The following is a 12,861-nucleotide window of genomic DNA, read 5'->3' as shown; positions in this document are numbered from 1 at the left end:
CAAGCGGCCGCTGACGTTCGCTTTCTGTCAGCCGCCGCCCTGGGGCGTTGGCGTCGGTGGCGGCGTGCTCGACGGCGCCGACGATGGCGGCGGCTGGGTGGCCGCTGCCGACTTCGCTTGTTCGTACTTCTTCAGCGCCGTGTCGAGTTCTTCGATGGCCTTGCCGAGCTCGGCCAGGCCGCCGCTCTGCTGAGCCGTCCTGAGCTTGGCCACTGCCGTGTTCACCTCGGTGATGGCCGCGTTCAGCTCAGGTGACACGCCGCCGGTCGGCGGTGGTGTCGTGCCCGGTGGCGGTGTCGTGCCTGTCGACGGCGGTGTCGTGTCTCCGCCTTGGCCCGGCTGGGTTGTCCCTGATCCGCTGCCTGGGCCGAAGACTTGATCGAGCGCTTCGGACAGGGTCGCGGCGAATCCGACCTTGTTCTTGTACGCGACTAGTACCCGAGCGAGCTGCGGGAACGCGTTGATGTCCTTCTGTTTCAGGTAGATCGGTTCGACGTAGATCAGTCCGCCGCCGCCGACCGGGAGGGTCAGCAGGTTTCCGTATTGCACGTCGACGCCGGTGTTCTGGAACAGGGTTCTTTCCTGGGTGAACTTGTCCGTTGTCCGCATCTGGTTCTGGACTTGGTTCGGACCTGGTGTCACGTCACCTTGGGTGGGTAGTCGGAGCACTCTGAATTGGCCGTAGTCCGCCGGTTCCGATGACACCGAAACCCATGCGGCCAGGAATTGCTGACGGAACGCGGTGAGCGCGCTTGTCACCTGGAAGGTCGGCTGGGTCTGGCCTGGTGCCTGTGCGAGGACGTAGTACGGCGGCTGCTTCGCCGCGGTTCCGGTGTCGCTGCCTTCCTTTGTCGGGTCGGAGGGCACGTCCCAGAACGTCAGCGTGGAGTAGAACTCGGCTGGCGTGCTGACGTGGTACTTCGCCAGCAGGTCACGCTGGACCTTGAACAGGTCCTCCGGGTACCGGAAGTGCTCTTTGAGGGACTGTGAAACGGCGGACGCGGGCTTCACCGTGCCGGGGAAGACGCCGGACCAGGCCTTGAGCACCGGGTCGGTCTCGTCGATGCCGTACAGCGTCACCGTTCCGTTGTACGCGTCGACGGTGGCCTTCACCGAGTTGCGGATGTACCCGATCTTGCGGTCCTGCTGGCGCGGCACACCGGCGAGCGAGTCGGTGGTGACCTGGCCGAGCGAGGTGGACTGCGAGTACGGGTAGTTGTCCAGCGTCGTGTAGCCGTCGACGATCCACTGGATCCGGCCGTCGACGACCGCCGGGTACGGGTCGGTGTCGACCGTCAGCCAAGGCGCTGCCTTCCGGACCCGCTCGCGCGGGTCACGGTTGTACATGATCTTCGAGCCTTCGCTGATGGCCGTGTTGAACAGGATGTTGCGCTCGCCTTCGTAGGCAGCGAACACCAGCCGGTTGAACAGGCCGTCGACCGGGACACCACCGGCACCCTGGTACTTGTACTCAGGGGAGCCTGGCGAGTCGAATTCTCCCTGCGCCTGGCCGCCGACGATCGCGTACGTGGTGGCCAGCTCGCCGTAGTAGATCCGCGGTTCGGTGACCGGGATGTCCATCTTGGCTTTGGCGTTGATCGCGTTCAGGTCGCTGACCGTGAACACGGGGTATCCGCCTTGCTGGCTGGCGTTGGTCGCCGACGTGCCACCGACCGGGGTAGGCGCACGGTCGATCGTGTTCGCGGGCGCCGCCACGAAGCCGTTGCCGTGCGTGTAGACCATGTGCCGGTTGATCCACGAGTTCTGCTGCTCGGTCAGGCCCGAGGTCTTGATCTCACGGACCGCGACGACATAGTCCTGCACCTTGTCGCCGACCTTGTACCGGTCGACGTCCAGCTTGTCGGGGAAGCCGTAGAAGTTCGCCCTTGCCTCACGCTGGGTGAAGGTCGGCGACAGGATGGCCGGGTCGAGCAGCCGGACGTTCGGGATGGTGCCCGTGTCGTTGCGGATCGCGGTCGCCGACGGCTCGGGGGTGCCCGCCTTGGGATAGTCCTCGATCTTGACCTTGTCCGGCGTCAGCCCGAACGCCTCCTTCGTGGCGTTCAGATTTCGCTGGATCGAGTTGGCTTCCTTCTCGTTGGCGTTCGGCCGGACCGAGAACTGGTCGAGGATCGCGGGCCACGCCGTGCCGACCAGCAGGCCGGACAGCACGAGCAGGACCAGCGCGATCGCCGGGAGCTGCAGGTTGCGCAGGAACGCGCCGACGAAGAAGGCGATGGCGCAGAAGATCGCGATGGACATCAGGATCAACTTGGCCGGCAGCACCGCGTTGAGGTCGGTGTACGTGGCACCGGTGAAGGTCTCGTTGCGGCTGGAATACAACAGTTCATACCGGTCGAAGAAGTAGTCGACCGCGTAAACCAGCACGAAAAGACCGGCGACGGTGGAAAGGTGCACCCTGGCCGGGCCGGAGAGCTGACCGCCACGACCGGCGAGCCGGATGCCACCGAAGATGTAGTGCACGACGACCGCGCCGATGAACGCGATCACCAGCGCGACGTAGAACCAGCTGATCAGCCACTCGTAGAACGGCAGTTTGAAGGCGTAGAAGCCGATGTCGATGCCGAATTCCGGATCGGTCTTGCCGAACGGGACGGCGTTGAACAACAGCTGCACTCGCTGCCAGTCACCCTGCGCGGCCCAGCCGGAGAACAGGCCGACGACGACCGGGAGGCCGATGCCGAACAGGCGGACCCGCTGCACGATGGTCGAGCGGTATCTGGCTAGCGGATCCTCGGTGCCCGACACCGGCACGAACACCGGCCGGGTCTTGTAGGCGATGGTCAGGCTGATCGCGAGCAGGCCGCCGACAAAAAGGGCGACCGCGAAGAACAGCCCGATCCTGGTGAGGATCTGGGTGGTGAAGACTGATCGGAAACCGACCTCACCGAACCACAACCAGTCGACGTAGGTGTCGATCAACCGCGCGCCGACGATGAGCAGAAAGACGATTATCGCGGCGATGGTCAGCAGGATGCGGCTGCGGCGAGACAGCTTCGGCAAGCCGATCGAGGGCCGAGAGGCCACTGGACACGCTCCTGAATAGCGATCTTGAGTCTGGCCGACAGCCGCACACGAAAACAGCTGTCCTAGATGTCCAACTCTACGGACGGTGTTCCGGTTCCCGTCACTGGCCGTTGGAATGCGACGATGACCGCCGTGTCGAGCACTTCAGATGCCTTGCCCGCGCTCGCGGCGGAGGTCGAGCAGTTCGTCGCTTCGGCCGGTTGGGACCAGCCTGCCCAGCTGTTCGCCCTGGTCCCGACGGCCGAACTGCTCCGGATGCAACCCGAGCTGGCCGGTCAGCTCGACGCCGGATCCGAGTTGACTCCGATCGCACAGGATTCGTTGCCAGATGGTGACCTTGGCGCGGCGCTTGCCGGGATCATGTGGCCGGACGCGGTCCGCGGCTGTGCGTTGGTGCAGGAGATCGTCGTCCTGCCGCCGGATGCCGAAGCCGAGATGAACGCCTCCGGTGAGGACGAGGCGAGGCTGCGTCAGCTCGCGGCGGAGCACCCGCAGCGCCAGGAGGCTCGGCTGGTCGCGGCCGTCCTGCGAGACGGCGGCGAAGCGTGCGTCATGCGCCTGCGTGACCACGAGGACCTGCTGAAAGGCCCAGATCTGGCCCCCAACCTCACCGCAGCCCTGCACGCGACTTTCGCCTGATCAGACCTCGTGAGTGGTTATCCGTGTTAGAACACGGATAACCACTCACGAGGTCTTTCAGCAGCCTGGAACCGGGCGTCCGGCCTTGCGGTCCTCGAGCGCCTGCACGGCCCCTGCCAGGGTCTCGACTTTGATCAACTGCAGGCCGGGCGGCGGGTCAGCCAAGGCCTCCGCGCAGTTGGCCGCCGGCACGAGGAACGTCTTGGCGCCATCCTCGGCCGCCGCGACCAGCTTGAAGCCGATGCCGCCGATCGGGCCGACCACGCCCCTCGTGTCGATCTCACCGGTGCCCGCGATCGGCTGGCCACCGGCGAGGTCGTCCGGGGTGAGCCGGTCGATGATCGCCAGCGAGAAGATCAGCCCGGCCGACGGGCCGCCGACGTCCTGTAGGTGGATCGTGGTCTTGAACGGCACATCGGCGCGGTCGACACCACGGATGCCCATGTAGCCCTGCGGCCGGTCAGCCGAAGATCCGAGCGTCACCGAAACGGTCCGTTCCTGGCCGTTGCGCTGCAGCACGACCTCGATCACCTGACCAGGCTTGGTGGGCTCGACCGCGGCGACCACGTCCCCCGCCTGGGTGATCTGCTTGCCGTTGACCCGCAGCAGCCGGTCGCCCGGCTCGATCACGCGGTCGGCAGGCGCACCCGCGGTGACCTCGCTGACCACGACCTTCACCGGGTGGTTCAGGAACCGCATGGCCGCCACCTCGGCGTCGCTCTGCGAGTCCTGGAACAGCTTGACGTTCTGCTGCTGGACCTCGTCCTCGGTCTGACCAGGCTTGATGTACTCCTCGCGAGGCGCGAGCGCGTACCGCCCGCTCACCCACAGGCCGAACGCGCTGAACAGCGTGACCTCACGCTTGAGCGAGACCGTCGTCATCCGCAGCTGACCGGTCGTCGGGTACGTCTGCGCACCCTCGACCTGCACGATCTGCGTGTTGTCGACCGAACCGAGCGTGTCGTACGTCGGGCCAGGGCCGAGCGCCACGAACGGAACATGACAGAACGCACCCACCAGACCCAGCGTGATCACGATCAGAAAACTCAGTAAAACCGTCCACCCGCGCCGGGAGATCTGCCAGCGTTCGTCCCGCGCCCGCTTCTCCGCGGCCGGGTCGGTCTCAGGAGTCGCCTCTTTGCTGGGAGTACTCACGAGGCAACAGCCTACGACTACGACACCCCGCGTACCGTGGAGGTATGAACGAGCTCCCCTTCGGCTTCAGCATGCCGGAGCCCGATGACAAAGGTAAGAAAAACCCGTCCGGCCAGGGGCCGGGCGGCGGGCAGGAGAACCCGTTCGACCAGCTCGGCCAGATGCTCAGCCAACTTGGCCAGATGCTCAGCCAGGCCGGATCGTCGACCGGGCCGGTCAACTACGACCTGGCCAAACAGATCGCGCTGCAGCGGCTCGCCGAGACCGAACCGGCCGGTGCGGAGTCGCCGGAAGCGGTCGCCGACGCGGCCCGTCTGGCCGAGGTGTGGCTGGACGCCGCGACGATCCTGCCAGCCGGTGCCAAGTCGACCAAGTCGTGGACGGCGAAGGACTGGGTGGAAAAGACCCTGCCGACCTGGCAGCGGCTGTGCGACCCGGTGGCAAGGCGGATGTCCGGTGCCTGGGTTGAGGCGATGCCAGCCGAGGCCAAGGAAGCCGCAGGTCCGCTGCTGTCCATGGTCAGCCAGATGGGCGGGATGGCGTTCGGATCCCAGCTGGGCAACGCGTTGGCACAGCTCGGCGCCGAGGTATTGACCTCGACCGACATCGGCTTGCCGCTCGGTCCCGAGAACACCGGCGCTCTGCTTCCCGCGAACATCTCGAAGTTCAGTGAAGGCCTTGAGCGGCCCGCCAGCGAGGTGCTCGTGTTCCTCGCCGCACGCGAGGCCGCGCACCAGCGCCTGTTCGCGCACGTTCCGTGGCTGCGTCAGCGCCTGCTGGCGACGGTCGAGGAGTTCGCCAGCGGCATAACGGTCGACACTTCGGCCTTGGAGCAGCTGGCGTCCCAGGTCGACCCGGCCAACCCGCAGTCGATCGAGCAGGCCATGCAGTCGGGCATGCTCGAGCCGCAGACCACGCCGGAGCAGCAGGCCGCCTTGGTGCGCCTGGAGACCCTGCTCGCGCTGGTCGAAGGCTGGGTGGACGTCGTGGTCGCGGACGCCGTCGGCGACCGGCTGCCCGGTGCTGACGCGTTGCGCGAAACACTGCGCAGGCGGCGTGCCTCCGGCGGTCCCGCCGAGCAGACGTTCGCCACGCTTGTCGGTCTGGAGCTGCGGCCACGCAAGCTGCGCGCCGCCGCGTCGTTGTGGCTGATCGTCGGTGAGAAACACGGCATCGAGAAGCGCGACGGCATCTGGGCGCACCCGGACCTGGTGCCCACCGCCGCCGACCTCGACGAGCCGCTGGACTTCGCCGATCGTGTCGGAGCGACCTCCGACATGGACCCGATCGCCGAATTGGAACGAACCGAGAAGAAGGACGACGACGAGTCGTGATCCGAGCCCGTGGCCATCCCGGCGATGGGATGGCCACGGGCTCGGTCAGGACCAAGTGGTCACGACCACTAATCCTCGACCATCGGCCCCGAACCCGAGGCGGAGGCAAGGCCTTCGAGATATCCGATGGCCCGCTCCGCCTTGGGATAACGCTGCACAAGGCCCCAGAACTCATGGTCATGCCCCGGCACGAGCAGGTGCGCGAGTTCGTGCACCAGCACGTAGTCCAGGACCCATGACGGCACCTCCCTCAGCCGCTCGCTGACCCGGATCGACCGGTCAACGGGCGTACAGGATGCCCAACGCGTTCGCATTGGTGGCACCCAACGAACACTCAGTGGTACGGCTTCGCCGTCCAAATGCCGCGACGAAAGCTCCGCACACCTGGCGAGCAGCGCGCTGTCCGACGTCCGCGCAGGGGAGCGGCGACGGGACTCGCTACGCAGTAGGCGGCGTTGCATCTCGGCGACCCAATGCGCTTCTTCTCTCTTGGACATCCGCGCAGGCAGAAGGACGATCAGAGCATCGCCCTCCCGATACGCGGTCACTGTCCGAGTACGGCGCTTACTGCGACGTACTTCGACGACTGGTTCGGCCACGCGACAACCGTACGACCACCCACCGACAATTTGGGAGACTGCCAGGAGGGTGACCTTCTACCCACAGCCCCCTGTGGACAAAGGTTTGGCATCTCGTGGATCCCTTGCCAGCCTTGAGGTATGTCGCATGATGGAAGGTCACTGCCACGCCGGCCGAAAGTGCTCACCGGCCTGCCGGTGTTGCGTCGTGGCGACGGCGAGATCCAGCTCGGGCTCGATCCCCGGCACGCCGTCGTGATCGGCGGAGTAACCAAAACGGTTGCGGAGAGTATTCAAAATCTGGACGGCCAGATTCGGACAAGACAGTTGCTGGCCAAAGCGCCACCGGGCGATCGGCTGACCCTGTCCGGGTTGCTGAGCGAGCTGCACGAGCTCGGCCTGATCGAGGACGTCACCGAGACCACGATGCCTGGGCGGCTCTCCCCAGACGCGGCGACGTGGTCACTGCGCACAGGCAACCAGCCGAGCCAACTGGCGGAGACCAGAACGAAATCGTCCGTGCTCGTGCACGGCTCAGGGCGGATCGGCCTTGCCGTGGCTCAGATGCTCGTGACCGCGGGTATCGGCGCGGTGGAGGTGGACGCGGACGGTGTTGTCGAGCCGGAGGACACAGGCTGTGGATATCTCGACGAGGACATCGGCAAGCCGCGGGCCGAGGCGGCGCGCTTGCGGCTGCCATCCGGACCCGTGACCGATCCGGATCTCGTGGTCCTGACGGATTCCGCGGTGCCGAAGCCGGAGTTCGTCACCAGCCTGTTGTCGCAGTCGGTGCCGCACCTGAGCGTGCGGGTTCGTGAGGGCATCGGGATCGTGGGGCCGTTCGTAGTGCCCGGCCGCAGCAGCTGCCTCGGCTGCGCTGACCTGCATCGAGCCGATCTTGACCAGGAGTGGCCAGCGGTCGCGGCACAGTTGGTCGGCCAACGGCAGCATGCCGATCTCACATGCGCGTACGCGACGGCCGCCATGGGCGCCGAGCAGGCGATGCGTGCGCTGGAATACCTCTCGGTCGGTGGCACACGCCCGCCGATCTGGAACGAAACACTTGAACTTGATCCGTTCCATGGCAAGTTGGATCGACGGCCATGGCCGCCACATGTGTTCTGCACGTGTGGCGCGCGACAGTGAAATGGCTGCGAGATCGGCGTTCTACAGGAGAGAATTACCTAGCCTTGATCATTCACGTGGGTGACGTGTCCGCCTGTGCCGGTTCGGATGTTGATCTTGAGTTGGTTGCTGTGTGGTGATGGTCAGGGTTCGAGCCCGGCCGCCGGTGTTGGCTGGGCGCCGGGTTGGGGGGCGGGCCTTTCAGGTCGAGGGGCAGGGACAGGGGTCATCGAGTTGGTGGTGGCAGGGCCAGCGCTGCCCGGAGGCAGGCGGCGAGAGGGTCGGCCCAGGGCCAGGTTTCCGGGATTTTGATCTTGCGTTTGCGTTGGCCGCGGACGATGCGGGCGGCGGTGTGCAGTAGCCGGTAGCGCAGGGTTTTGGGTTCGGCTTTGGCGAGGGTGCCCTCAAGGCAGAGCAGGCGCAGCCAGGCGAGCAGGTCGATGGCGATGGTGGCGGCCAGACACCAGGCCCGGTTGATCTCGATCTTGGTGGAGGGCAGGTGACCGAGGCCGGTTTGCTTGCCGCAGCGGACGTGGTCCTCGACTCGGGCGTGCGGGCGGTGACGGGCTTCCAGGAACTGGACGGTGGCGCCCGAACCGCTGCCCGGGGTGTTGGTGGCCACCAGTTGGTAGCGCCAGCCGTCGGCTTCTTCGAACAGGGACAACTGTGCGCCGGGGTGGGGTTTCTCACGACGACAGATGATCCGCAGATCGGCCGGCCAGTTCTCCAGTTGGTCCCCGTCGGGGTGGTGACGTAGTAGCGCGGTCAGTTCCACCACGCCGGCTTTGTCCAGCGGCCGAGGATCGCCGTGGTGATCGAGCACTGCCTGCCATGCCTTCGCGGGGACACGGCCGATCGCGGCTCGTTCCCGCGCACCGAGTTCCCAGCCGACGCTGTAGTGCGCCTGCCTGCCTGGCTTGGCGTTCAGCGCGGTGATGTACTTGATGAGACCGTGGGAGGCGCCCGCGCCGTCCACGGTGACTAGAAGGTTCCTTCGATGTTTCGCCGGGATCTGGGCGATCGCGGCGTCGAGGACCTCGAGGTGATCAGCTGTCGTGTTGGATCCGGCGCTTCCTGTGCGCAGCAACAGGGCCAGCGATTCGCCGGTGTTGTCACACATGGCCAGCAGCGGATGATGACCGAAGCTGCCCTTGTAGGTTCCCGCGGCGAGTTGTTTGTCCGAGTGCGCGATCACCAGCGAACCATCCAACCGGACCACCACGGTCGTGCCCAGATCACGGTCGGCCACCCGCGACGGCGGAATCCGGCCGTGCCGTCGCTCGATCAACGACCACACATGCTCGCGGATCCGGGCACGCACACGGGCGATCTTGTTGCGCTGCACCTGACCGACCGCGTCCAACGTGCGCCACAACGTCGGATCTGAGGCGACCGGCCCGAACAGTTCGGCCTGATCGCGCAGGACAGCCAGATCCGACAGGACCCGCCCGCCGTCAGCGATCAACACCGCGGTGTCGGCGAACACCCGGCCACGGTCATGCACCGGCATGAACCCACGCCGCGCCATCGCCCGCGACAAGCCTTCCGTCAACCCGGTGCGGTCGGCCAGCAACCGCACCGCCGCGGTCCCGGCATGACTGACCACGCCACGCCCACCGACTTCTACCGCCAGATCCCGCGACCACCCAGTAACATCCACGTCGAAAGTGCTCCAGAGCTTCATGGGTAAGAACAGGCATTAGCAACCTCATCTTCCCAGCTCAGGAGCACTTTTCCCTGTTCCGACACGGCGCCCGAATCAAGATCGCCATGAATACTCAGGGCTAAGGGGCCCAATGCTAGGCCGAGAAGGCTGTTGACCAGGGTGAGTGCTCCGAATCCGGTGGCCCGGATGGAGGGGTGCGTGAGGTTGGCGACTATGGCGGTCGCTGGGCCGGATGCGGCGGCCGAGAAGAAGACACCGGCTCCGATCAGAACAAGTTGGAGCCCGCTCGCTTCGAGGTTGAAGCCGACGATCAGCAGCACCGCCGCGAGCAGGCCGTAGCAGGTCGCCGTTGTCCATTTACGCGTCGGTTGCTTGTGGCTGAGCTGGTCGGTGACGATGCCGCAGACGATCATCCCCGCGCCGATGAGCAGGACGAAGATCGCCCCGACCGCACCGGCCCGGTCCGGGGTCATGCCGTAGTAGCGATTGAGAAAGCTGGGCATCCAGGCCTGCAGGACGGCGGCGACGAACAACTGCAGGCCGCTGCCGACGTAGACGCAGTTCACCTTGGCGGTGGAGCACAGGCTGGACAGCGGAGCACGGTATCCAGCGGCCGTGGTCGTGTCACGGTGCTGGTACCGATCCACCTTTCCCTGGGTGACGAACACCCGGAACAGACCGACCAGCAGCAGTCCGAAGATCGCCATGGCGACGAATGACCACCGCCAGCTCAGCTGCACGGCGATGACGCCACCGAGCGCGACACCGATCACCGAGCCGAACGATCCACCAGCCATGAACGTACCGCTGAGCGACGCACGAACGTGGGGCGGGAACATGCTGAGTACCACCGCGATACCCACGCTGCCATATGCGGCCTCGCCCACTCCGACGAGGAAACGCGCGCCGAGCAACTGGCTGTAGTCGACAGCGATGGAGCACAGCAGTGTCGCAACGCTCCAGGTGATCGCCATCAGGACCAGGCTCCTCGTCCGCCCCCATCGGTCCGCCAGTAGCGACAGGGGAAGGGTGAGCAGGCCGACCATCAACGCGACGACGCTGTTGAGGGCAGCGAGCCGGGAGTCAGACAGCGTCCACTCTGCTTTCAGGAGCGGGAAAACCGCGCTGAGGACCTGCCGCGACATGTAGTCCGACAACAGCAGTGCGAACGTCAGGCCGAACACGACCCAGGGGTACGTCCTTCGCCGTCCTGCCCCGCGGACGGGGTCTTCGGCAGGCAGAGTCTGCGGTCCCACGGCAACTCCAAGACTGACTCGACGTTCCCCAGCCGTCCCCAGTGGACAGTGAGGTCAGGCGTGGTGGGTGAAACCGGCCTGACCCGGTTGGCGGTTCGGGGCGAACCCGTTCTTGGCCAGGGTTTCGTCGGCGTCGGCGTACCGTTCGCCGATCTTGTAGATCTCGAAGGCCTCCTTGCCGGTGGCCACCTCGCGGCCGAGTTCGCCTGCGAGGCGTACCAGCTGTTCGACCTGCTGGACCGAGGTCATCTTGTGGCTCTTCTTGCCCCACAACGTGTCCTCGTTGCCGCAGCGGGCGTGTAGACCCATGGCGATCGCCATCGTGTTGACCGGCAGGACACTGCGCATGAGCGTTTCCAGCGTGAGCACCGCACCGTCGGGGACACGCCGGATGAACTCCATCATGTTGTACGGACTGGGACCGTCGAACCCACCTCCGATGCCGACCCACGTCAGCACGAGCGGGCCGGTGTAGACACCTCGCCGGATCAGCCGCTCCACGGTTTCCAGCTGCGGGATGTTGGCCAGCTGGAAATGCGGCTGGATACCTTGGGTTTGCAGCCGCCTGATGTGTTCCTCGACCCAGGCCGGGCCTGCCGGGACGAACATCTCACGGTATGCCTCCGCCACAGCCGGTCGCGTGAACGAGGTTCCCGCGATGTCGTCCGCTGTCATCAGTTCCATGATGTTCATCTGGCAGGTGTTGATGGCGATGGTCACCTGGTCCGGTGTGGGATCCAGCGTGGCCAGCATGTGACGGGCCTCGTCGCCGAGCCATGTGGCGTCCGCTCCTTCGTGTTCCGGCGCGAACGAGATGGAACCGCCGACCTGCAGAATCATCTCGGGGACGGCCGTACGGAGCCGACCAAGCAACTCGTTGAACCGCGACAGTCGTTTGGACCCCTTGCCGCCAACCTCCCGCACGTGGATGTGCAGCACGGTGGCACCCGCGTTGTAGCAGTCGATGGCCTGCTGGACGTGCTCGTCCAGGGTCAGCGGAAGGTCTTCGGGGAAGTCGGCTGGTTCCCATTCGGGCCCGTAGGGAGCCGCCGTGATGACCAGTTTCTCCTGGTTCTCGGGAAACAGCGAGTCGTCGAGGAAATGCATGGTTTTCTCCCGTCGGAAAAGGGACGGATTGAACCGGGGAATTCAGAATGGCCGGTCGCCGATGATTCCGGCCCGCTCCATCTTGCGGACCGATGGCCAGTAGTCCTGAACGGCGTAGTGCTGCGTGGACCTGTTGTCCCAGATCGCGACGCTGTCACGGGTCCACCGCCAGCGGACCTGGTACTCCGGGATCGAGGCTTGGCTGATCAGATAGTTGAGCAGGTTGCTGCCGCCGGGTGCGTAGTCGATGCCGAAGCGGACGTTCTCCGGGGTGTGGAAATTGACGAAATGGGTGGTGTACCCGTTGACGAAGAGGACCTTTTCCTCGGTTTCCGGGTGGATGCGTACGACCGGATGCTCCGCGTCGGGAAAGCGTTTCCTCAACTGGTGGCGTTGTTCCGTCGGCATCGCCGCGCCGAATGTGGCCTCGATGCTGTGCTTGGCGAGCAGCCCGTCGATCCGGGTCTTGATGTGGTCGGGCAGCTTCGCGTACGCCTCGACCATGTTCACCCAGATGGTGTCGCCACCGACCTCCGGTGTCTCCACGCAGCGCAGCACACACCCCATCGGCGGCTTCTCCCGCCAGGTGGCGTCACAGTGGTAGGCGTTTTCGTAGTGCTCGGCGGGGCTGTCGAGATCCTTGTAGATCCGGACAAGGCCCGGATGATCCGGAGCGCTGCCGGCCACCGGGTGGTCTTCGAGTTCGCCGAACCGCCGGGCGAATGCGACGTGTTCGGTGCGGCTGATGTCCTGATCACGCAGGAACAGGACCTTGTACTCGAGCAGCAGCGCCTTGAGTTCCGCGAACAGCGTGTCGTCCCGTGTGACCTCGCCGAGGTTCACGCCGAACAACTCGGCGCCGATGGAGCGGGTGAGCGGCTCGAACCTGATCGCTGACAACCTGCCGGGCACCGGCGCCTTCAGTTCAGGGGTTTCGGTCATGACGCATCCTC

At 65.7% G+C, this 12,861-nt stretch carries 10 protein-coding genes; 3 read left to right on the top strand and 7 right to left on the bottom strand.

What is annotated here, in order from left to right; translation table 11 throughout:
- Positions 1-27: 27 nt before the first annotated feature.
- Positions 28-3,048 (bottom strand): UPF0182 family protein, encoded by a 3,021-nt coding sequence (locus LWC34_RS36235; RefSeq protein WP_233729758.1) that lies wholly within the window; start codon positions 3,046-3,048, stop codon positions 28-30.
- A gap of 123 nt (positions 3,049-3,171) precedes the next feature.
- On the opposite strand from LWC34_RS36235, the gene LWC34_RS36230 reads away from it, so the two are divergent.
- Positions 3,172-3,687: a PPA1309 family protein gene (locus LWC34_RS36230; RefSeq protein WP_372496694.1), complete on the top strand. Its 516-nt coding sequence runs from the start codon at positions 3,172-3,174 to the stop codon at positions 3,685-3,687.
- Positions 3,688-3,744: 57 nt separating this feature from the next.
- Here the strand turns inward: LWC34_RS36230 and LWC34_RS36225 are convergent, their stop codons facing one another.
- Positions 3,745-4,842, bottom strand: a complete 1,098-nt coding sequence (locus LWC34_RS36225; protein ID WP_233729756.1) for a YlbL family protein — start codon at positions 4,840-4,842, stop codon at positions 3,745-3,747.
- 44 nt (positions 4,843-4,886) lie between these two features.
- Between LWC34_RS36225 and LWC34_RS36220 the strand changes: the two genes are divergently transcribed.
- Positions 4,887-6,176, top strand: a complete 1,290-nt coding sequence (locus LWC34_RS36220) for a zinc-dependent metalloprotease (RefSeq protein WP_233729755.1) — start codon at positions 4,887-4,889, stop codon at positions 6,174-6,176.
- 68 nt (positions 6,177-6,244) lie between these two features.
- Here the strand turns inward: LWC34_RS36220 and LWC34_RS36215 are convergent, their stop codons facing one another.
- A complete protein-coding gene (locus LWC34_RS36215) occupies positions 6,245-6,775 on the bottom strand; it encodes a M48 metallopeptidase family protein (RefSeq protein WP_233729754.1) in 531 nt (176 codons plus the stop codon).
- Positions 6,776-6,895: 120 nt separating this feature from the next.
- Between LWC34_RS36215 and LWC34_RS36210 the strand changes: the two genes are divergently transcribed.
- Positions 6,896-7,900 (top strand): ThiF family adenylyltransferase, encoded by a 1,005-nt coding sequence (locus tag LWC34_RS36210; RefSeq protein WP_233729753.1) that lies wholly within the window; start codon positions 6,896-6,898, stop codon positions 7,898-7,900.
- Positions 7,901-8,105: 205 nt separating this feature from the next.
- Here LWC34_RS36210 and LWC34_RS36205 read toward each other — a convergent pair whose 3' ends face one another.
- The 4 genes from LWC34_RS36205 to LWC34_RS36190 are packed head-to-tail and all read right to left on the bottom strand — an operon-like array spanning position 8,106 to position 12,850.
- Positions 8,106-9,563: an IS1380 family transposase gene (locus LWC34_RS36205; protein ID WP_233722402.1), complete on the bottom strand. Its 1,458-nt coding sequence runs from the start codon at positions 9,561-9,563 to the stop codon at positions 8,106-8,108.
- Positions 9,560-10,801 carry an MFS transporter gene (locus tag LWC34_RS36200; RefSeq protein ID WP_233729752.1) on the bottom strand — a complete coding sequence of 414 codons (1,242 nt, stop codon included), beginning with the start codon at positions 10,799-10,801 and terminating at the stop codon, positions 9,560-9,562. Before LWC34_RS36200 ends, LWC34_RS36205 begins: the two co-directional genes overlap by 4 nt.
- Positions 10,802-10,855: 54 nt before the next feature.
- Entirely contained in the window at positions 10,856-11,908 is a 1,053-nt protein-coding gene (locus LWC34_RS36195; protein WP_233729751.1) for a beta-keto acid cleavage family enzyme, read from the bottom strand.
- Between the two features lie 42 nt (positions 11,909-11,950).
- On the bottom strand, positions 11,951-12,850 hold the full coding sequence (locus LWC34_RS36190; protein ID WP_233729750.1) for a TauD/TfdA dioxygenase family protein: 900 nt from the start codon (positions 12,848-12,850) through the stop codon (positions 11,951-11,953).
- Positions 12,851-12,861: the final 11 nt, after the last annotated feature.

It is taken from the genome of Kibdelosporangium philippinense (assembly GCF_021390435.2).
Taxonomy (GTDB): Bacteria; Actinomycetota; Actinomycetes; order Mycobacteriales; family Pseudonocardiaceae; genus Kibdelosporangium; species Kibdelosporangium philippinense.
This window is presented reverse-complemented; position numbering and strand designations above follow the sequence as displayed.

Excerpts from the sequence above, each read along its gene's own strand:
- LWC34_RS36190 (WP_233729750.1), bottom strand. The coding sequence starts at position 12,850 with ATGACCGAAACCCCTGAACTGAAGGCGCCGGTGCCCGGCAGGTTGTCA.
- LWC34_RS36210 (WP_233729753.1), top strand. The coding sequence starts at position 6,896 with ATGTCGCATGATGGAAGGTCACTGCCACGCCGGCCGAAAGTGCTCACC.
- LWC34_RS36195 (WP_233729751.1), bottom strand. The coding sequence starts at position 11,908 with ATGCATTTCCTCGACGACTCGCTGTTTCCCGAGAACCAGGAGAAACTG.
- LWC34_RS36205 (WP_233722402.1), bottom strand. The coding sequence starts at position 9,563 with ATGAAGCTCTGGAGCACTTTCGACGTGGATGTTACTGGGTGGTCGCGG.
- LWC34_RS36220 (WP_233729755.1), top strand. The coding sequence starts at position 4,887 with ATGAACGAGCTCCCCTTCGGCTTCAGCATGCCGGAGCCCGATGACAAA.
- LWC34_RS36230 (WP_372496694.1), top strand. The coding sequence starts at position 3,172 with ATGACCGCCGTGTCGAGCACTTCAGATGCCTTGCCCGCGCTCGCGGCG.